Consider the following 21,088-nt stretch of genomic DNA (forward strand, 5'->3'; position numbering starts at 1 on the left):
AACTGTTCTTGTGAACAAGAATGAGATATACAGATAAAATTTAGAGCAGGTCACAACTCCGGTCATCTCCCGATGACTGCGGCTCGGGCGAATATGAATACACAACCAGCTGATTGTCTTGACCTTAACGACTTTTCCCTTGAGTTGCTTGCTGTAGCAAGACTATACAGCGAATTAGAAGCTAGGATCAACGGTGCTGTCGCCGCTGCCTGTCAACCCGTGTGCCGACTCTGTAGAGAATGCTGTTGCGCTGTCCGCTTTTGCCGGGAGTCTGTCGATAGTTATTGGCTTGGGATCATCGCGGCTGTTTCCGGGCAGGACGTCGGGGCATTCGATGAAGGTCGCGGGTGGCTCTCGTCGCAGGGGTGCAGGCTTAAGGTGGGCCGACCGCCTGTTTGCTACGAGTTCTTTTGTGAGGCAATTGTTACCGCCGAAGTGAACCCGGCGGTCGTCTATGCTCTTAAGGTTCTCGGGCGATTACCCGGATTTGTCGGCGCCAGAGCTCTTGGTGGCAGGCATTTGGTGACACTGAGCCGGTTTGAGCTGAGCCGGGTGCCTATTGCCAAGATTCGGCAACGAGTGGCAATCGCTGAGGCGATCTTTACCGATTGCCAGGAGATAATTCGGGCAGGACATGGCAGAGTTGACCGGCTGAGTCGGGTGATGAAACCACCGAAGGTGAATGCCTGAAAGAGTTGCTGCAAGCTGTCTGGAAAAAGGAGTGGCGGGCCACCTGATTCCCAACGCGTAGTTTGCGAATATATACACCTGGAAGGAAGGGAACTATGGTATATTTAACCGTTGTCGCAAAAGTCGTAGCAAAGAAGGATGTCATTGGCGCGGTCAAAACCGAGCTGCTGAAGCTCGTTGAGCCAACCCGGAAAGAAGATGGTTGCCTTGAATACAAACTCCATCAGGACAATGCCGATCCCGCCGTGTTTATTTTTTACGAAACTTGGGAGAGCAGGGCGTGTCTTGAGAAGCACATGAACACGGATCACTTCAAGAACTACCTGAGTGCCGTTGAAGACATGGTTGCGGAGAAAGCCGTGCATATAATGACCCTGGTCGCATAACAGATATCAAGGAGCATCATCATGAATGAATGGAATACCAGCTATAATCGCACTGCCGAGCAGGTGATAGTCAGGCAGAACACCCTTGTCCGCCAGGTATACGCCTGGATGGGAGCCGGGCTGGCCATTACCGCCTTTATGGCGCTGGTCACTCTTTCCTCGCCAGTGCTCATCAAGGCAATTACCGGAAACCGGCTGCTGTTCTTCGGGTTGGTGATCGGCGAGCTGGCTTTGGTGTTTACTCTGTCGGGCGCTATCAATCGCCTGAGCGCGTCGGTCGCAACCCTGTTGTTTGTCGCTTATTCGGCGCTCAACGGAGTAACCCTGTCGATTGTCGCCCTGGTCTACACCGCCAATTCGATTGCCTCAACCTTCGTGATTACTGCCGGCATGTTTGGAGCCATGAGCATCTATGGTTACATGTCCAAGCGTGACCTGACTTCATGGGGGAGCTTTCTGTTTATGGGGTTGATTGGCGTAGTAATCGCCTCTGTTGTCAATATCTTTGTCGGCAGCAGTACGGTTTCCTGGGTGCTATCCGGTATCGGAGTCATTGTTTTTACCGGACTGACAGCCTACGATACCTGGAAGATCAAGGAGATGGCAGCGTACGGGACTGAAGGGCGAAAACCTGCGATCCTCGGCGCCTTGACTCTCTACCTCGATTTTATCAACCTGTTTCTCATGCTGCTCAGGTTTACCGGGGATCGTCGCTAACATCCGTAAATCAGGTGAGTGTCTGACCTTTGCCTGATTAAAAAGCCATTGTCGCCGTATGGGTTGGCGTGCTATACACGAAGAACTTCTGAACCACAGGGGCGACCCTGTGGTTTTTATTTTTTGCGATAAACTATCTTAATAATCCATTTCTGAATCGTGTCCACAAGGAGTTTGAATAATGTCTTTTGATTCTCTTGGTCTCCGTGCCGAACTACTGAGTGCTATTGCCGCCCAGGGGTATACAACGCCAACCCCCATTCAAAGCGAGGCGATTCCGGTGATTTTCGAGGGATGCGACCTGCTGGCTGGCGCCCAGACCGGTACCGGCAAGACTGCGGCATTTGCCCTGCCGATTGTACAGATGCTCGGGGAAAACATACCAGTAGAGAAGCGGCGCCGCCCGCGCGCCCTGGTTTTGGTGCCTACCCGCGAGCTGGCCGCTCAGGTCAGTGAGCAAATGAACAATTATGCGCGGCGCCTGTCGCTGCGTTCGACCATGATCTACGGCGGGGTCACCATCCAGGCCCAGATCGAGCGGCTACATCGCGGAGTTGATATTGTGGTCGCAACGCCGGGGCGGCTGCTGGACCATGCGGAACGGGGCACGATTAATCTTTCCCGGATTAAGTTCCTTGTTTTGGACGAGGCTGACCGGATGCTCGATCTGGGATTTATCGACGATATCGTCAAAGTAGCAGAGTATCTGCCACCGAAGCGGCAGACGCTGCTGTTCTCAGCAACCTATTCGCAGAGCATCAAGCAACTGGCCGATGAACTCCTCGATAAGCCGCGGCGAATCGAGGTGGAGCGGAAGAATATCACTGCCGATGCGGTTATCCAGACAATCTATGAGGTGGAAAAGAGCCGTAAGCGGGAGATGCTTTCACACCTGATCCGCTCTGGAGGCTGGCAGCAGGTTCTGGTCTTTGCCCGCACCCGCTACGGAGCTGACAAGCTGACCGAAGAGCTGCTCTACGACGGGATCAAGGCCGCAGCCATACATAGCAACAAGAGCCAGTCGATACGAACGCGGACTCTTGCAGAATTTAAGCGGGGGGAGTGGCGCGTACTGGTTGCGACCGATGTGGCGGCTCGCGGTCTCGACATCGAACGCTTGCCTCAAGTGGTGAACTACGATCTACCGCAGGTGCCCGAGGATTATGTGCACCGGATCGGCCGCACCGGCCGGGCCGGCGAGGATGGGGTAGCCCTGTCGTTGGTTGCTCCTGAAGAGCGGCCGCTGCTGGTTGCCATTGAGAAACTGCTCAAATACGCCATCCCTCGCAAGACGCTGGCAGAGTTTCCTCAATACGCATCCCGGCGGAGTGTAAAGACCAAGGAGGCCAAGCAGGTTAAGGAACAGGTCAAGGCGCGCAAGAGCAGAGACAAGGTGCAACAGGATATCAAAGCCGCTGTTCCTCGCCGAAAAAAGGCAGTAGCCGAACGCCCCGCTCCCAAGACCGGACGGCGGGGGCGGAGGGCTTGAACGATAGGCCTGATGTCTGAAGAAAGACTGTCGATCAATCAGGCATATTGGAAATAATTGTTGACATCTGATGGTTCTGTGATAAATAAGACCTTGTAAGTCTTGTTTGCATTGTTGTTGATGCTGGCCATAAATAAAATGAGCGGTTTAATCACATTGTCCTGGTGACATTTTATGGTTTTATCATATCGCTGTTCTGATGTTTTCTGGCTACAGTTGCTTGCCCTGGTACTTTTTATCTGTTCAGCGGCAGAGCCTGTTTCTCATTTGCTTCAGATCAGCGCCGATGCCGGGCAGGTGCAGCCGCTCCATAATTCTCAAGGCCTTTCCCTTGAATGTGACGGCACTGGTGCTGATACTATAGAGTTTAATGATCTCCACAGCCCGGAATACCCGGGCTATTTCGGTGCCGCAGTACTGTCAGTCACCACCAGAGTCGGGAGGCTTTTCATTGCCACCTTCGATCACGCTCTCCCGCTGATATTTCTCCCGATATTTTCTCCACCAAAAATAGTTACCCCAACTTTTCTCGTCTGAGTAGCAAAACTCATCATCCGTTCCTGACCATCGAGAGTTTGCTGCCGGTTGCGAGCTAGCATTTTCATTCAGCAAAAGCGGTTTTTTGCTGCAGGGAATCGCTATGTCTTATCCGGCATTTCCGGAAAGACATTAACCAAGAAAAAGGAGGTTTTAAGATGAAGCTGAAAATTTCTAGTAGCATCATGGTGTTAATGCTTGCAGGAGGCGTTGCTTGGGGCAAAGACGACACCCTGAGCCAAGCACAAGCTGTATTTAAGCCGGTACCGGCAAAACCCCCGGTTCTGAAGAATAACCCTGCAACCCCGGCAAAAATCGAGCTTGGCAAAATGCTCTTTTTTGACCCACGCCTGTCGTCATCAAGCCTGATCAGCTGCAATACCTGCCACAACGTTGGGCTTGGCGGAGTGGACATTCAGGAAACATCGGTCGGTCACGGCTGGCAGAAAGGTCCGCGTAACGCCCCGACAGTGTTGAATGCCGTGTTCAATATTGCCCAGTTTTGGGACGGCCGGGCAAAAGATCTGGAGGCCCAGGCCAAAGGACCGGTACAGGCGTCGGTAGAGATGAACAACAAGCCGGAACGTGTTGTCGAAACCCTCAAGAGCATCCCGGGATATTTGCCGCAGTTCAAGAAGGCATTCCCCGGGGAAAAGGACCCCATTACCTTTGACAACATGGCCCGCGCCATAGAGGTGTTCGAGGCAACACTGATTACCCCTGATTCTCGTTTTGACCGTTATCTCAAAGGGGACCGCAAAGCGCTTTCTGCCAAAGAACATGACGGCTTGAAACTGTTTATGGCTAAAGGATGCGCAACCTGCCATAACGGGGTTAATATCGGCGGTACCGGATACTTCCCCTTTGGCGTCAAAGAGGACCCCGATGCCGCGGCCCGGCCGGTTGATGACTTCGGGCGCTTTAAGGTTACTAATACCGCAGCTGACAAATATGTCTTCAAGTCGCCATCACTGCGCAATATCGAGCTGACGCCTCCTTATTTCCATTCCGGCAAGGTGTGGACCCTGAGTGATGCGGTAAAAGTCATGGGCTCTTCTCAGCTGGGGATCACCTTGAATGCTGAGGATGATGCGAAAATAGTGGCGTTTCTCAAGACCCTGAACGGCAAACAACCAAAAGTCGTGTATCCGATCTTGCCGGTCAATTCTGATAGTACGCCGAAACCGTTACTGAAATAGATGGGGCAGGGAAGGGGGGGATGGTGCCTCCCTTCCCTTTGCTGTAATTACTTATCAGGAGTCTCAAAATGAAACCTGTCCTTGTCTGGGACTTGCCGATCAGGATATTCCATTGGTTGCTATCACTCTGTTGCCTTGCTGCAATCGCGCTGGCTCTTGGAGCGCCTGAACATAGCCGGGCCTTTGACTTTCATATGCTGCTTGGCCTGATGCTGTTGCCGCTCATTATTTTTCGCTTGCTTTGGGGATTAATCGGAACCAGGTACAGTCGCTTTCAATCATTTTTGTATAGACCCAGAGCAGCAGTGGATTATCTGATCGGCGTCATGACCAACAACTCAAAGCGCTATCTCGGCCACAATCCGGCGGCAAGTTTCGCAATTTTTGCCATGCTGGTACTCATCCCCGGTTCCGTTATCTCCGGATTATTGATGCCTGGCAGCGAGATATTCGAAGAACTGCACGAGATGGTATCATTCGGCCTGTTGGCGGTCATTGGAGCGCATCTGCTCGGAGTGCTGTCCCATATTGTGGTGCACAAGGAGAATGTGGTGCTCAGTATGCTGACCGGGAGGAAGATGGGGCTAGACAGTGAAAGTATTCCTTCGGCTCATTCTTTGGTCGCCCTGGTGTTACTTGTGCTGATGGGCGGATGGAGCACCGCGATTGTAAAAAACTATGATTTCTCAACCAAGAAACTCGAAGTACCTGTGTCTGGCACCTTGATTCAGTTGGGCAAAAGCGAAAAACAGGGCGACCAGCAGGAGCATGATGACGACTGACAATTGCAAACCAATTGGTTGTAACCCGTTCTCAATGGCTTTTGTCATATTATCCATTTATCCCTAATGAGTAAATTGATGTATACTGTAAGCAGAAGAGGATAAGTATTGAGTTGATGCCAAAGGGATTAGCGGAAAGGAGGCGTGCCATGAGAGGCTTGGATGTCAGAGGGCTGGTTACCGAAAATGTAACGACTGAGCATCGCTTTGTTCGCTGGTGGCGGAAAGAGAATGACTTTGTTGACTATGATCTACTTGACAGATTCCTGGAAAATCTCTCGCCTCAGGAAGAGATTGGTGGTGTGGAACTGCTTACCTTGGAAGAGATGCTCAATGAAGTGAAACGGGTGACTGGAGAACGGCTCAACGTAACGCACGGGGAGAGCGGCGATGTAGTGAAGTGGATTCATGAGGGGAAAACCGGCAAGCATGTTAATGAATGCATGCTGACCCCGGAAATGCTGCTCGATATCTATGATGTGGAAACCCGTGGCAACCCGCTTTGCTGAAGGTCCTAATTCAGCAGCTGCGGTTAATACCGAAAAGTCGCCCTGTGGAGCGGCTTTTCCATTTTATGCCAAGTCGGAGCTCCAGTGTTAAACAATAATAACGCGATCAATCTTGTTGTTGTCCTTGGTCCGACCGCCTCCGGGAAGACAAAGCTCGGCGTCGCCATTGCCCGGTTGATCGGCGGTGAGATCATCTCCGCCGACTCTCGTCAGGTGTTCCGTTCTATGGATATCGGCACCGGTAAAGACATCGTTGATTATGGTGACCTGCCTTATCACCTCATCGATATTCGCGACCCATCAGAAGAGTTCAGTGTGTTTCATTTTCAGCGCGAATGCCTGCAGGCAATGGCTGATATCCAGGCCCGAAACAGAGTGCCGGTGCTTGTCGGCGGTACCGGGCTTTACCTCGAGTCGATACTCAATGGTTATCAGCTTGTCGAGGTGCCGGAAAATCAGGCACTGCGGACAGAACTTGCTGGGCTGCCTCTGGAATCTCTCTGTTCACGGTTGGTTCAGGCTGCCTCCTCAACCCACAATACTACTGACATGCTAGACCGCGAGCGCCTGATCCGGGCCATTGAGATCGCAGAACATGCCCAGCGAAATAAGCCGGAGCCCCTGCCGGAAATCAGGCCGTTGATCTTCGGCATTCGTTGGCAACGAACAACGCTCCGTAAGAGAATAACTGATCGGCTTAAGGAGCGGCTGGCAGCAGGCATGGTCGATGAGGTCAAAAAGCTGCATGATGCGGGTATTCCTTGGGAGCGGCTCGACTATTTCGGTTTGGAATACCGCTTCGTTGCCCGGCATCTGCGCGGAGAGCTGAACCGCAACGACCTGTTTCAGAAGCTGAACAGCGCCATTCACGACTTTGCCAAGCGCCAGGATAACTGGTTCCGGCGAATGGAGCGCAATGGCACTGTCATTAACTGGCTTGACGGCGAGGGTGATCCGATTGCCCAAGCCCTGGCAATTTTGGAGCAGTCACCCCTTGACCCTCATCCTTGCTGACCTCATCCTGCGTTTGCAGTGGCCGGTTCATTTGCTAGACTGTTATTCATGAAAAAGCACCAGAAAAAACATGACCTGATTATTCTTGGCTCTGGATCGACTGCTTTTGCCGCTGCCCTGCATGCAACCTCCTACGGGGCAAAAGTTCTAATGGTTGAAAAAAGCGTTCTTGGCGGGACCTGCATCAACTGGGGGTGCATCCCCAGTAAGACCATGATCCATGCCGCGCTTTTCAGTCACGAGGCCCGCCTGGCTGCAGCTATCGGCCTTGGTTCCTGGGAGGAGGGTGTCGATGCCGGACGTTTGGCAGCGCACCGCGAGCAGGCTGTGCTCAACCTGCGCCAGGAGCGCTATCTTGATGTTCTGCAAAGTGTTCCCGGTCTGGAGCTAGTTAAGGGGACGGCACGTTTTCTTGATCCCGAGACCATAGAGTTACTTGATCAGCGTTACCATGCCGACCGTTTCTTGGTTGCTGTTGGCGGCTTTCCTCGCATTCCGGCAATCCCCGGTTTGAAAGACATAGCTTTTCTTACCAGCAGGACCGCACTGTTGCAGAAGAGCCTGCCGAAGTCACTGATCATCATCGGTGGCGGTGCCATTGCTGTAGAACTGGGACAGATGTTCAACCGGTTAGGTTGTTCGGTAACCATCCTTGAACATGGCCCTCGTATCCTGCCGTCGGTTGAGCCGGAGCTGTCTGCGGCCTTGCAGGAGGTATTGATCGCTGAGGGGTTGCGGATCGTCCTTAACGCGGCAATCTGCTCGGTAGAGGGTTCTGCGGGGATGACAACGGTCAGTACCGATGTTGCCGGGGTTCGTCAGGAGTTTACCGGTGAAAAGCTCCTTATTGCTGTCGGCACTGCTCCGGCAACTGCTGGCATCGGTCTTGAACTGGCAGGAGTCGAGTTGGACAGGAAAGGGTTTATCATTGCCGACAGCCATATGCGCACCTCTGCACCAGGCATCTGGAGCGCCGGCGATGTCACCGGCGGCATGATGATCGCCACCATTGGTGCCCGCGAAGGAGTCGTTGCCGTCGATGACATGTTCAACTCCGGTTGTGGCTGCCCGATGGATTATCTGACCGCACCCATGGCGATCTTCACCGACCCGGAACTGGGGCTGGTCGGTCATACCGAAGAGAGCGCACGACAAGCCGGTTTTACTACGGCAGTAAATGTCATACCGGTCTCAACCATTCCCAAGGCTCATGTTACCGGCCATCGATCCGGAGTGATCAAGATGGTGGCTGACCAGCCTTCCGGGCGACTCCTCGGTGTTCATCTGATCTGTCATCGGGGCGCAGAGCTGATCAATGAAGCTGCTCTGGCGCTGCGGTTGCATGCCACAATTGATGATATTGCCGCTACCCTGCCGGTTTACCCCACAATGAGTGAAGGGCTGCGGCTCTGTGCCCAGGGGTTCTCACGGGACATTACCCGCCTTTCCTGCTGCGCTGAATGATCTCTCCATGGTTGCAAATTATCCTCGCTTAATCCATGAAACCGATGATTGACTTTGGAAAGTTCCTGCGCCAGACTAGGTTTCGATGCAGCAACCCCTGAAAGGATGCTACTGCCGTGCCTACTGATTTAGCTAAATTGATTGCTTTCCTGCTCATGATGTGCCTGGGTTTTGTATCTTCGGCATCGGCCCAGGAGTCATTTGCCTCTTTCCCGCCACTGCCGTTTGGTTATTCTTCCATCAAGGTCTTCGATAACCAGAGCCGCTTTGTCGGTAGGATAGTTCCTGAGAAGAGGTACTGGACCCCGATAGACCGGATTCCACTTTTTCTGCAGAATGCCGTGGTTGCTGTCGAAGATGCCCGTTTTTACGAACATGGCGGCATTGATGTCCGCGGGATTGCCCGCGCCCTGGTAAAAGACGTGGTCAAGGGGAGGCTGGCCGAAGGTGGTTCCACCATCACTCAGCAACTGATCAAGAACCGTTATCTGACAGGCGTGAAAACCATCGAGCGCAAGCTCGATGAGGCGCGCATGGCAATGGACTTTGAAAAGAAATACACCAAGAAACAGATCCTGGAGATGTATCTCAATGAGATTTATTACGGCAACGGCGCCTGGGGCATTGCCCAGGCGGCTCGACTCTATTTTGACAAAAACCCCGAGGAACTGACCGAGGCCGAATGCTCGCTGCTGGCCGGAGTACCGAAGAATCCGGCGCGCTACAACCCTCTCGGGCAATCGGCCAAAGTGACCGGACGTCGGGACGTGGTACTCAGGCGGATGGAGGATCTGAAAATGATCTCATCCGGCCAGAGACAGCAGCTGCGAGCGAACCCGCCGAAGATAATCCCTGCTGGTCAGGCTCCGTATTACATGGCCCATATCAAAGGGAAGTTGGTGGAACGTTATGGCCCGCAGATCATCGAGCAGGGTGGGCTGGATGTCATTAGCGCCATGGACCTGAACCTTCAGAAACTGGCGGAAAAGACCCTGGCGGAAGGAGTGAGAAAGATATCTCCTCAGCTACAGGGGGCGCTGATATCCCTTGATCCGGTCAATGGTGATGTCCTGGCAGCAGTTGGCGGCGTTGATGCTGCCAAGAGTCCCTATAACCGGGCATTTACAGCCAGACGCCAACCCGGTTCCTCCATTAAACCGCTCATCTACGCTGCAGCCTTGGAAAAAGGGGTCACTGCCAGCAGCAACTGGGATGATGCCCCGGTATCCTACAACCGTGGCAATGGCGACACCTGGAAACCTCAGAACTATGGCAAGGAACTGTTTGGCGAGTTGACGCTCCGCGAGGCGTTGGCATATTCGAATAATGTCATCACTATTAAACTGCTGGAATCGATCGGGGTCCCATATTTTGTTGATTATGCCCGAAAGATGGGCTTGCCGCTTCGGGCCCAGAACGATCTATCTTTGGCTCTCGGCACCGAGGAGGTAACCCTCAACGAGCTGGTGCAGTCCTATGCGCCGTTGGCCAACGGCGGGTTGCGTACCGAACCGCGCACCATTGTCAGGATTTATGATCGAAACCGTCATGCCTGGTCAGAAACCCCGCCGGCAACGGTCTCAGTTATCTCCCCGGAAGTCGCTTTTGTTACAACCAGCATGCTTGAGGATGTCATGGCCTATGGCACAGCCAAGTCTTTAAAGCGGTTCAGTAAGGAGCGTCCGGCAGCTGGCAAAACCGGCACTACCGATGATTACCGTGATGCCTGGTTTGTCGGGTATACCCCACAGATGGTTACCGGTATCTGGGTGGGATATGACAGACCAAGGCCCGGCGGCAAAGGGTTCACCGGCGGTGCCATAGCCGCGCCGGTCTGGGAGCGGTTTATGCGCCAGGCGCTGGCCGGAAAGCCTGCCATTGATTTCCCCAAGCCGGAAAAGGTGGTAGCTGCTACTATTGACCCTGCAACCGGCTATCTGGCAACGATGGACTGTCCGGAACGGGTGGAGGAGTTCTATATTGACGGCACCGCACCGACTGAATATTGTCCTGAACATGGCGGAGATCTACTTGATCCGCTGACTGAAGCTTCATCCGCAGAGGATGCTCAAGCGGTGGAACCCGGTGGCAATGATGTGAAGGAATAAGTGTCGCAGTTGAAAAAATATGGGGACAAATGCTGAGTGATGTGGCTCAGTGCGTTGGTGCGGTTGCCGACCAGACGGTCTGCAGGAACGGTGCGCTGTCAAGTCGGGTGATATTGTCGAAGCCGACAAGAAGGCAATTACGAACAAAACGGTCGCTGGCAAAAGAGACGAAACCGGTCACCCCTTCTTGCGCTGCGGCACGTTGTACCAGGTTGCCGTTGCCATAGGCAAGCAGCTCATTGGCAGTCATCCGATCCTCCATGCCGCCGGCGTTGAAAGAGGCAATCAGTAGTCCGCCCGGACGGAGCAAGCGGAGGATTTCCGAAATCCAGGCATGGTGGAGCGGTTCCCCCAGATGCGAAAAGACTGCGCAGCAATAGATGACATCAATGCTTTTGTCTGCAAGGTCAAGCGGTGGGTTCAGGCTATGGTGCTGGAATTCAGTGGTCGGCAGGTTCTCCCGACACCAGTCAATAGTGGCTTCATGGCAGTCGGTGCCGATCAGGCGGGCAATGCCGGTGTCCTTTGCGGTAAGATGCTGGATGATCCTTCCCGGACCACACCCCCATTCACAGACAACAAGATTCTGAGCGGAGCTGTGGCTTCTGATTGTCTGCAAAATAAAGTTTGCATGGGCGCGGCCTGAATCCAAGTATTGCCGGTAGTTGCAATGGTTCAGAGCGGCCTGAGAGAGATCGCGCGGCGGGAACCTGACAGTTGGATTTTCTCTCTGAACCCGGGAGTTCTCAGTAGAAAACTGCTCTGGCACACATGATTGGAGCCTCCGGACAAAGCATCGCACCGTGCGGTCAATTATCTGCGCTACCTTCAACACGTGGCTATTCATCCCCATATAACAGCATCATCAATTCTTTTGTCGACTCTGACATAGATCCTTTTTTATTTAATGAAAATGACAGACCGTTGCAGAGAAGTCAAATGGATTAGGCCGTGATACGGGCTTGTAGAAAGTGGGCAGTTCTAACTTGACTATGTTCCTATGCGCACTAATGTTGCAGATGCCGGTTGCATAGTCTGTGGTAGAATTAACCTGACAAGACTACTCAAGACATATTACGTGAGAGGGCCATGGACGAGGAACTAACGCTCACATCAAGCGACGCGGCACTGGACGAACTCTGCATTAATACCATCCGTTTTTTAGCGCTCGATGCCGTACAAGCGGCGAACAGTGGTCACCCCGGAATGCCGATGGGGGCTGCCTCACTTGCTTACGCCCTCTGGATGGGATTTCATAAACATAATCCTGCAAACCCCGACTGGATTGATCGCGACCGGTTCGTACTCTCTGCCGGACACGGCTCGATGCTGCTTTATGCGTTGTTGCATCTGACCGGTTACGATCTTTCGCTTGATGACATTAAGCGGTTTCGCCAGCGGGGGAGCAGGGCTCCCGGCCATCCGGAGCGAGGGGTGACTCCTGGAGTTGAGACCACCACCGGTCCTTTGGGACAAGGTTTCGGCAATGCCGTAGGCATGGCGATAGCCGAGGCACATCTTGCCGCCAGCTTCAACCGGCCTGACCTGAGGATTATTGATCATTTCACCTATTGTCTGACTGGAGACGGCGACCTGATGGAGGGGATTTCGGCGGAAGCTGCTTCACTTGCCGGCCACCTGAGGTTGGGTAAGCTGGTCTGTTTCTACGATGATAACCGCATCTCGTTAGCCGGTGCGACTGCCCTTTCATGCAGCGAGCAGTTGGGAGAAAGGTTTGCTGCCTATGGTTGGCACGTTCAGACAGTTGTTAACGGCAACGATCTGGATGAACTGCGCCGCGCCATACAAGAGGCCAAGGGCGAAACAGCTGCGCCATCGTTGATTATGGTCAGAACCCATATCGGGTTCGGCTCTCCCCACAAACAGGACCGCTTCGAGGCACACGGCTCGCCTCTGGGGCCTGAGGAGCTGGCCTTAACTAAGCACCATCTCGGCTGGCCTTTAGAGCCGTTGTTTCATATTCCTGAAACTGCTGAGAACCATTTCCGGAAAGCACGGGAAAAGGGCGCTGCTGCTAACGTCGAGTGGGATGACCTGTTTCGTCGTTATCAACACGATTATCCTGAGGCCGCTGCAGAATTAAAGAGAATCGTATCCGGCAAACTCCCTCACGGGTGGGATCAGGGGATACCGCGATTCCCGGCGGATCCGAAAGGCATGGCTACCAGGTCGGCATCAGGGATTGTCATGAACGCCCTGGCTCCCGCACTCCCTGAACTTGTCGGCGGTTCTGCCGACCTGAATCCGTCGACACTGAGCGCGTTATCTGCTTGCGGTGATTTCCAGTCGCCTGCCTATAATCCTGTTGATCGACAAGGGGCTGTGGGAGGTGAGTGGGGGTACGCTGCCAGGAATATCCATTTCGGGGTACGCGAGCACGCTATGGGGGCAATCATCAATGGCCTGGCTGCTCATGGTGGCTGCATACCTTACGGGGCAACCTTCCTGGTTTTCGCCGATTATCTGCGACCGAGCATCAGGCTGGCGGCACTTATGGGATTGCACCTGGTCTATGTCTTCACTCATGACAGTATCGCAGTAGGTGAGGATGGGCCTACCCATCAACCGGTTGAACAGTTGGCATCGCTCCGGGCGATTCCCGGGCTGACCGTTATTCGGCCAGCTGATGCCAACGAGGCCGCTGCTGTCTGGCAGCTTGCCTTGAAGCGGAACGATGGCCCGATTGCTCTGATCCTGACTCGCCAGGCAGTGCCGACCCTTGATCGGGAAAGTTTCGCACCGGCTGACGCCGTTGAGAAAGGGGCTTACATCCTGGCCGATGCGCCAGACGGAAATCCTGAGCTGCTTCTGATTGCGAGCGGTTCCGAGGTCGGGCTGATTATTGCCGCCAGAGAGCGACTTTTACGGGCAGGCGTTGCTGTGCGGGTCGTTTCCATGCCGAGTTGGGAACTTTTTGAGGAGCAGCCGCAGGATTATCGGGATAAAGTCCTTCCTCCGGCTGTCAAAGCGAGGCTTGCAGTGGAATGCGGGATAGCGCAAGGGTGGCATCGTTATGTCGGTGATGGCGGCGAAGTAATCGGAGTATCAGGATTCGGCGCCTCGGCGCCCGGTCCTGTTGTTTATGCTGAATATGGCTTTACTGCTGAAAATGTTTGTGCCAGGGCTTTGGCATTGTTGAGTAGGACTAAGGCGGGCAGCAACTAATAGGCATCCCCTTCAGGTTATGGAAGGGGATGCCTATAAAAGTTCATTCTTACTTTATCCCTTTTTGGTTCATGTGCGGGCCATATCTCTTGTCCATCCCCTGGATATGGTTGATCAGCCAATCCTTCAGAAAAGTCATGATCTCCTGGCTGAGGGCATTTCCTGCCTTGAACCTGGCATGGATCTCGACGACCTTATTAATCAGGCTTTCATGCGCCCGCTTCTGGTCCTCATATCCCGGATAACCTGATTCCTTCATCAGCTTTTCTTCATGGGCAAAATGGGTCTTGGTGTACTCGATCAACTCATCGAGAATGGAGCCGATTGCGTCTTTACCCCTGCCTTCACGCATGGCTATGTACAAGTTATTGATCATGTCGATCAAGCGCTGGTGCTCACTGTCCATCTTTGACACCTTGACGCTGTAGCTGTTGCTCCAGTTGATCAACTTGCCGGATTCGGAGAGCTTGAACTCGGAAACGACCTTCTGCAGTTCTCCGGCAAGACTGGAAAGGAGTTGCGACGCATTATAGGTGTTGCGAGCCTTGTCTACCGTCAGGTTAACCACGTTGTTGATCTGGTGGATGTTGGTGCTGATCTCGCTGGTAGTGGCTGTCTGTTCTTCGGCAGCGGTGGCGATCTGTTGAACCTGCAGGTTTACGGTGTTGATCTCGTCCTGGATCTTTCTCAGCGCCTCTCCGGAACGTTCTGCCTCATCTGTTCCGTTCTGGACCTCAGCCACCCCCTCATCCATGGCAGAAACCGCCATCTGGGTATTGTTCTGGATGACCTTGATCATTTCGCCGATCTCTTTGGTTGCCTTGGTGGTACGCTCGGCCAGCGCCCGTACTTCATCGGCAACTACGGCAAAGCCGCGTCCCTGTTCGCCAGCTCTGGCCGCCTCAATTGCCGCGTTCAGTGCCAAAAGATTGGTCTGGTCGGCAATGTCCTGAATGGTGCCGACAATGGCACCGATCTGGTCGCTTTTTTGGCCAAGCTCAATAACCGTGGATGCTGAAGATTTCACCCGGTCCGCAATCCGTCTCATGACAACAATCGAGTTGTCCACGACCGTTGCGCCGTGATCAACGGCATCATTGGCCCGTTTGGCGCTTTCTGCGGCCAGCAGGCAGTTGTGGGCGATATCGCCTGAAGTTGCCGACATCTCCTCGCTGGCTGTGGCAACAGTAGTAGCCTGGGCCGCCACTTCCTCGGCACCGGCTGCCATTGACTCAGAGTTCTCTTTCATTTCACCTGATGATTTCGATACTTCCGAGGACGTATCGGCAAGCCTGCCAATCAGCTCCCGCAAGCTGTTGACCATTTTTTCAAAAGACCGGGCCACCTGGCCTATTTCATCCTCCGTGTTGATGCCTATATCTACGCTCAAGTCACCGGTGGCGATCTGTTCGGCATCAGCGGCAAGTCTGCGCAGTGGAGCGCGAATAGCTTTAACCGTAACTATACCGAGCATAATAGCGATAAATAGGCCAAAAATTATTAGTCCAATGATGAAATTTCGGGTCCAGGTGGCGGTTTTGGCGGCTTTTTTTACAGACCCATCAGCATTTTTCTGGCTCAATCCCTGTAATTCGCCAAGGATATTGTTGGTTTTGTCGTAGAACTTTTTAGCATCGCCGCGGGTCTCATTTTGGGCTTCATCCAATTTGCCAGACTTGATCAGGTCAACCGATTTTTTGGCCGATCCAAGATAACTATTCCAGGCAGTGTCCAGCTCTTTAATTTTCCCCTGCTCTTCACTACTAAGCTGCAGTTTGCCATATGAATCCAGAGAAGATTTCAGCTCTTCCTGCATCTTGCCCATTCGATCAAGGTAACGTTTAAAGTCATCTTCTGTATTTTTCAGGTAAAACTGGAGTTCCGAACGACGGTAGGTGTCCACATTGTTGCGCATTTTTGCCAGAAGAGTAACTGCCGGCATATTTGTCTGACCCAACTCGCCGGTAAGCTTTGCCAGATCAGACAGTTTTAAAATTGAAACCGCTCCGATTAGGAACATAATCAGGGTAATTACCGCTAAAGTACCGGTAATTTTAGTGCTAATTCCTATTCTGTCGAGCATTTGCATCCCCCTAAATTTAGTGAATTTCTATAACTTATCGTCATGTTTTGATCTAAATTTAGACTTATTTAATATAATGGTCATGCTTTTGCCTTACTAAGATTTTTCCTTATTGTTTGCTCGTGCTGCAAAATATTGCATAAAATCTAGGCAAAATGGTGGTGGCCTTGGCACATCAGTATTGAAAATTGTAATTAATTCAGTTGAATATGTGTTGGCACATCGTGTGCTTTCTTGTTGTGATAGCAAAACAATGATTTTGACGGCAATGGCGCCCTCTGACTTTTAGAGGGCGTTTTTTTTTGAGGTTAACCACGCAGATAAACCGATGGGGGTGAATATGGAAAGCAATGAGACCAGACTGTTTATCGATGATACCACCTTGCGGGACGGTGAGCAGACTGCCGGGGTATCGTTCACCGTCAAAGAAAAGAAAGAGATTGCCCGGATGCTTGACTCAATAGGTGTCCATGAGATTGAATGCGGTATTCCGGCCATGGGTGAGGATGAGCGGAAATCGATTCGCGCTCTGGTTGATCTCGGGCTTAACGCAAGGCTCATCACCTGGAACCGCGCGCTGATAAGCGATATCGATGCCTCGCTCGAATGCGGGATTAATGCTGTGGATCTCTCTCTCTCGGTTTCTGACCTGATGATCCGAAACAAACTCGGGAAGAGTAGGGGATGGGTGAAGGAGCAGCTAAGGCAGGCGCTTGGCTATGCAAAAGAGCGCAACCTCTATGTTTCTATCGGCGGCGAAGACTCCAGCAGGGCTGATCTGAATTTCCTGGCCGAACTGATGGGGATTGCCCAGAGCATGGGCGCTGACAGGTTCCGTTTTTGCGATACCCTGGGGATACTTGATCCGTTCACTATGTATGAAAAGGTCAAGGCGCTTCGTTCTGCGGTACCGAGTCTGGATATAGAAGTTCATACCCATGACGACCTGGGGATGGCCACGGCTAACGCCATTGCCGGGCTAAAAGCCGGGGCGAGCTTTGTCAATACCACGGTCAACGGTCTTGGTGAGCGGGCCGGGAATGCGGCACTAGAAGAAGTGGTAATGGCATTGAAGGTGTCATGCGGGGTAGATACCGGTATTGATACCCACAGGTTTGCCGAAATTTCCCGCTATGTCGGCCGGGCCTCACATCGGCCGGTCCCGGCATGGAAATCTGTTGTCGGTGAGCGCGTTTTTGCCCACGAATCAGGCATTCATGCCGACGGTGTCATCAAGAACCCGAAAAATTATGAAGGATTTGATCCGCACGAAGTCGGTTTGACCAGGCTGCTGGTAATCGGCAAGCACTCCGGAAGCAGGGGGGTGATTGAGCGTTACCATGGTTTGGGTATTGAACTGTCTCAGGAGCAGGCATCAATGCTGCTTGACCGGGCACGTGCCTTTGCCGGCAAGGTCAAGCGATCACTCAGGGACAGTGAGCTGCTGCACCTTCACGAGGGGCTTTGCAGCTCACTTGCCGCCTGAAATCAAGAAAGGGTATGGATTGTGCTTTATCTGCTTAAACGACTCAAGAGCTGCGAGGTGGCAATACTATGAAATCTGTTTTGATATGCGATGACGAACCGGTCATCAGGCAGGGATTGAAGGCAATGCTCAAGGATCTCGGTTTTGACGACATCTATGAATCAATGGACGGTAATGCTGCCGTGACAACGGCGCTGGACAAGATACCGGATATTATCATCATGGATGTTTCCATGCCGAAGAAGGACGGCATTACCGCTGCCACAGAGATTAGGAAGAAACTGAAGGTTCCGGTTATTTTTCTTACTGCCTGTCATGACCCTGAGGTTGTGCAGCGTGCAGTCAAGGTCGGCATTGCCGCGTTTCTGACCAAACCGGTACGGGCGGATGAGCTATGGCCGGCCATTGAGCTTGCCTTTGCCCATAATGACGAGGTGGAAAACCTCAAAGAACAGGTGAATGACCTCAAAGAAACCATAGAAAGCCGGAAAGTAATTGAAAAGGCCAAGGGTTTATTGATGAAGAACCACTCCTTGTCTGAGCCGGAGGCTTTTCGCAAGATGCAGAAGCTGGCCATGGACAAGCGGAAGACGCTCAAGCAGATTGCTGAGGCAATTCTGCTGACCGAGTGATGCTGAAAAAATGGGCATCTGCACTCAGCGAAAGCTATCATTTGCAGGGAAATGCTGGTAAATGACGAGATAACAGTAGGTTACGAATTGGCACAGTCAGTGCTTAATGAAAGACAAAGACAGCACGTTTTTTTGAAAATCGAATAGACCTGGAACATCAACAGATACGCCGAAGTATCTAATTGGTAACAGACTTGGCAAAGGCGCCCTACATGGCAGACATGGGGCGCCTTTTTTATTGCCCCGAAAATTCAACAGGCGGTCCACAGATTGGTGGCCGCGAAAGGAGCACACAATGAGACAGATAGCGATCTACGGTAAAGGCGGCATCGGCAAGTCAACCACAACCCAGAACACGGTGGCTGGCCTGGCATCTCTGGGCAAAAAGGTAATGATTGTCGGTTGCGACCCCAAGGCGGATTCGACCCGCCTCATCCTTCATGCCAAAGCCCAGGCAACAGTTATGGACAAGGTACGGGAACTCGGAACGGTTGAGGACCTGGAGCTGGACGATATCCTCAAGGTCGGCTACGGCGATGTCAAGTGCGTTGAATCAGGTGGACCGGAGCCGGGTGTCGGCTGTGCCGGCCGGGGTGTTATTACTGCCATCAACTTCCTTGAAGAGAACGGCGCCTATACCCCGGATCTTGACTTTGTTTTCTACGATGTTCTTGGTGACGTTGTCTGCGGCGGGTTTGCCATGCCGATCCGCGAAGGCAAGGCTGAAGAGATCTATATTGTCTGTTCCGGCGAGATGATGGCGATGTATGCCGCCAACAACATTGCCAAAGGGATTCTCAAGTATGCCTCTTCCGGGAAAGTCCGTTTGGCCGGCCTGATCTGCAATGCTCGCAAGACTGACAAGGAGTATGAACTGATCGATGCTCTGGCAAAGAAACTCGGCACCCAGATGATCCATTTCGTACCGCGCGACAATCAGGTCCAGAGGGCTGAACTGCGCCGCATGACCGTCATCGAATATTCTCCTGAACATCCACAGGCCAATGAATACCGCACCCTGGCCCAGAAGATCCTAGATAACAAGATGCTGGTGGTGCCGACGCCGCTGGAGATGGAAGAACTGGAAGACCTGCTCATGGAGTTCGGCATCATGGAGGCCGAGGATGAGACTGTGGTCGGTGTTGCCGAAGCAGCGGCTAACTAAATTGGTGATTTGGCAGGGGCAATTCGTGCATAGCCCCTGCGTGAACCATTCAAATACAGGAGCTAATTATGTCACATCCCATAAAAACCATACCCGGTATCACCAAGGAATCGACCGAAGAGTTGATTGCCAAGACTCTGGAAGTATATCCCGAAAAGGCCAAGAAGAAGAGGGCACCCCACCTTGGCGCCAATGACCAGGCCTCTGGCTCGGCCTGCGTCAAGTCGAACAAGAAGACCGTTCCCGGTGTCATGTCAGCCCGCGGTTGTGCCTATGCCGGGGCAAAAGGGGTTGTCTGGGGACCGATCCGCGATATGGTCCATGTTTCCCACGGCCCGGTAGGCTGTGGTTGGTATTCCTGGGGAACCCGGCGCAACCTGATGACCGGCAAACTGGGTGTTGACCAGTTCGCCATGCAGTTTACCTCGGATTTTCAGGAGAAAGACATTGTCTATGGTGGCGACAAGAAGCTGAAGCAGTTGCTGACCGAGGCCAAAGAGCTGTTTCCGCTGGCCAAGGGGATCTCGGTACTGTCGGAATGTCCGGTGGGTCTCATCGGCGACGACATCAACTCCGCCGCCAAGCAGTCAGCCAAGGAGCTGGACCTGCCGATCATCCCTTGTAACTGCGAGGGTTTCCGCGGCGTATCACAGTCTCTGGGGCACCACATCTCCAACGACACCATCCGCGACCATATCATCGGCACCCGCGAGTTCAGCGAGCCGGAAACCCCTTACGATATCTCCCTGATCGGCGACTACAACATCGGCGGTGATGTCTGGTCAGCCAAGGCGCTGCTGGAGGAGATCGGCCTCAATGTCAAGTCGGTCTGGACCGGTGACGGCGAACTGGAAAAGATTGCCGCGACCCACACCGTAAAGCTGAACCTGATCCACTGCTACCGTTCCATGAACTATATGTGCAAGGTGATGGAAGAGAAGTTCGGCATCCCTTGGCTGGAGTTCAACTTCTTTGGTCCGACCAAGATCCGGGAGAGCCTGCGCTCTATCGGCGAGCGCTTCGACCAGACCATCCAGGACAAGGTGGAGCAGGTCATTGCCAAGTATGACCCGATCATGCAGGCGATCGTCGATGAATACCGGCCGCGCCTGGAAGGGAAGAAAGTCATGCTGTTGGTCGGTGGCCTCCGGCCCCGCCACACCATTGGCGCCTATGAGGACCTTGGCATGGAGTGCGTCGGTTCCGGTTACGAGTTTGCCCACACCGACGACTATGATCGGACCGCCCCGGAGATGCCCGATGCAACGGTGGTCTATGATGACCCGTCCGAGTACGAGTTCGAGAAGTTCGCCCATGCCCTGAAGCCGGACCTGATCGGCTCGGGCATCAAGGAAAAATACGTGTTCCAGAAGATGGGGATCCCGTTCCGGCAGATGCACAGCTGGGATTATTCCGGACCATACCACGGCTACCAGGGGTTCTCAGTGTTTGCGAGGGATATCGACATGGCGGTCAATTCTCCAACATGGAAGCTGGTTGAATCGCCTTTTTAACGGTGCCGGCCTTCGGGCCAGATCGGCAGTACCCTTCGACTCGTCCTTGTGCGGGGTAGCGCTGCTACCCCTCCGCGGCTCGTCTCGGGAGCTACCTATCTGACCTCGAAATCCGACACCGGTAGGT

18 protein-coding genes are annotated in these 21,088 nt (G+C 53.2%); 16 read left to right on the plus strand and 2 right to left on the minus strand.

What is annotated here, in order from left to right:
• The first annotated feature begins 93 nt into the window (after nucleotides 1–93).
• The 11 genes from KI809_RS16395 to KI809_RS16445 all read left to right on the plus strand — a co-directional run bounded on the left by KI809_RS16395 (nucleotide 94) and on the right by KI809_RS16445 (nucleotide 10,895).
• On the plus strand, nucleotides 94–690 hold the full coding sequence (locus tag KI809_RS16395; RefSeq protein WP_214172665.1) for a hypothetical protein: 597 nt from the start codon (nucleotides 94–96) through the stop codon (nucleotides 688–690).
• A gap of 95 nt (nucleotides 691–785) precedes the next feature.
• Nucleotides 786–1,076 carry a putative quinol monooxygenase gene (locus tag KI809_RS16400; RefSeq protein WP_214172666.1) on the plus strand — a complete coding sequence of 97 codons (291 nt, stop codon included), beginning with the start codon at nucleotides 786–788 and terminating at the stop codon, nucleotides 1,074–1,076.
• A gap of 21 nt (nucleotides 1,077–1,097) precedes the next feature.
• Nucleotides 1,098–1,793, plus strand: coding sequence for a Bax inhibitor-1/YccA family protein (locus KI809_RS16405; protein WP_214172667.1), 696 nt, complete (start codon nucleotides 1,098–1,100; stop codon nucleotides 1,791–1,793).
• Nucleotides 1,794–1,974: 181 nt separating this feature from the next.
• The gene (locus KI809_RS16410) at nucleotides 1,975–3,282 is read left to right on the plus strand and encodes a DEAD/DEAH box helicase (RefSeq protein WP_214172668.1); all 1,308 of its coding nucleotides are present in this window, start codon (nucleotides 1,975–1,977) and stop codon (nucleotides 3,280–3,282) included.
• Nucleotides 3,283–3,456: 174 nt separating this feature from the next.
• Nucleotides 3,457–3,819, plus strand: coding sequence for a hypothetical protein (locus tag KI809_RS16415; protein ID WP_214172669.1), 363 nt, complete (start codon nucleotides 3,457–3,459; stop codon nucleotides 3,817–3,819).
• A gap of 158 nt (nucleotides 3,820–3,977) precedes the next feature.
• On the plus strand, nucleotides 3,978–5,018 hold the full coding sequence (locus tag KI809_RS16420; protein ID WP_214172670.1) for a cytochrome-c peroxidase: 1,041 nt from the start codon (nucleotides 3,978–3,980) through the stop codon (nucleotides 5,016–5,018).
• 68 nt (nucleotides 5,019–5,086) lie between these two features.
• Nucleotides 5,087–5,800, plus strand: coding sequence for a cytochrome b/b6 domain-containing protein (locus KI809_RS16425; RefSeq protein ID WP_214172671.1), 714 nt, complete (start codon nucleotides 5,087–5,089; stop codon nucleotides 5,798–5,800).
• Between the two features lie 149 nt (nucleotides 5,801–5,949).
• Nucleotides 5,950–6,309, plus strand: coding sequence for a hypothetical protein (locus tag KI809_RS16430; RefSeq protein WP_214172672.1), 360 nt, complete (start codon nucleotides 5,950–5,952; stop codon nucleotides 6,307–6,309).
• A gap of 84 nt (nucleotides 6,310–6,393) precedes the next feature.
• Entirely contained in the window at nucleotides 6,394–7,323 is a 930-nt protein-coding gene (gene miaA / locus KI809_RS16435) for a tRNA (adenosine(37)-N6)-dimethylallyltransferase MiaA (protein WP_214172673.1), read from the plus strand.
• Between the two features lie 48 nt (nucleotides 7,324–7,371).
• On the plus strand, nucleotides 7,372–8,787 hold the full coding sequence (gene merA / locus KI809_RS16440; RefSeq protein ID WP_214172674.1) for a mercury(II) reductase: 1,416 nt from the start codon (nucleotides 7,372–7,374) through the stop codon (nucleotides 8,785–8,787).
• 155 nt (nucleotides 8,788–8,942) lie between these two features.
• On the plus strand, nucleotides 8,943–10,895 hold the full coding sequence (locus KI809_RS16445; protein ID WP_214172737.1) for a transglycosylase domain-containing protein: 1,953 nt from the start codon (nucleotides 8,943–8,945) through the stop codon (nucleotides 10,893–10,895).
• Between the two features lie 46 nt (nucleotides 10,896–10,941).
• Here KI809_RS16445 and KI809_RS16450 read toward each other — a convergent pair whose 3' ends face one another.
• Complete coding sequence (locus tag KI809_RS16450; protein ID WP_214172675.1) at nucleotides 10,942–11,664, minus strand: class I SAM-dependent methyltransferase; 723 nt, start codon at nucleotides 11,662–11,664, stop codon at nucleotides 10,942–10,944.
• A gap of 320 nt (nucleotides 11,665–11,984) precedes the next feature.
• Between KI809_RS16450 and tkt the strand changes: the two genes are divergently transcribed.
• Nucleotides 11,985–14,081, plus strand: coding sequence for a transketolase (gene tkt, locus KI809_RS16455; RefSeq protein ID WP_214172676.1), 2,097 nt, complete (start codon nucleotides 11,985–11,987; stop codon nucleotides 14,079–14,081).
• A 49-nt stretch (nucleotides 14,082–14,130) separates the two neighbouring features.
• Here the strand turns inward: tkt and KI809_RS16460 are convergent, their stop codons facing one another.
• The gene (locus tag KI809_RS16460) at nucleotides 14,131–16,164 is read right to left on the minus strand and encodes a bacteriohemerythrin (protein ID WP_214172677.1); all 2,034 of its coding nucleotides are present in this window, start codon (nucleotides 16,162–16,164) and stop codon (nucleotides 14,131–14,133) included.
• Nucleotides 16,165–16,504: 340 nt separating this feature from the next.
• Between KI809_RS16460 and nifV the strand changes: the two genes are divergently transcribed.
• The 4 genes from nifV to nifD all read left to right on the plus strand — a co-directional run bounded on the left by nifV (nucleotide 16,505) and on the right by nifD (nucleotide 20,961).
• Nucleotides 16,505–17,650 carry a homocitrate synthase gene (gene nifV / locus KI809_RS16465; RefSeq protein WP_214172678.1) on the plus strand — a complete coding sequence of 382 codons (1,146 nt, stop codon included), beginning with the start codon at nucleotides 16,505–16,507 and terminating at the stop codon, nucleotides 17,648–17,650.
• A gap of 68 nt (nucleotides 17,651–17,718) precedes the next feature.
• Complete coding sequence (locus KI809_RS16470; RefSeq protein ID WP_214172679.1) at nucleotides 17,719–18,282, plus strand: ANTAR domain-containing response regulator; 564 nt, start codon at nucleotides 17,719–17,721, stop codon at nucleotides 18,280–18,282.
• A 295-nt stretch (nucleotides 18,283–18,577) separates the two neighbouring features.
• Complete coding sequence (gene nifH, locus KI809_RS16475; RefSeq protein ID WP_214172680.1) at nucleotides 18,578–19,447, plus strand: nitrogenase iron protein; 870 nt, start codon at nucleotides 18,578–18,580, stop codon at nucleotides 19,445–19,447.
• 68 nt (nucleotides 19,448–19,515) lie between these two features.
• Nucleotides 19,516–20,961, plus strand: coding sequence for a nitrogenase molybdenum-iron protein alpha chain (nifD, locus tag KI809_RS16480; protein WP_214172681.1), 1,446 nt, complete (start codon nucleotides 19,516–19,518; stop codon nucleotides 20,959–20,961).
• The last annotated feature ends 127 nt before the right edge of the window (nucleotides 20,962–21,088 follow it).

This window comes from Geoanaerobacter pelophilus (genome assembly GCF_018476885.1).
In the GTDB taxonomy this organism is placed as follows: domain Bacteria; phylum Desulfobacterota; class Desulfuromonadia; order Geobacterales; family DSM-12255; genus Geoanaerobacter; species Geoanaerobacter pelophilus.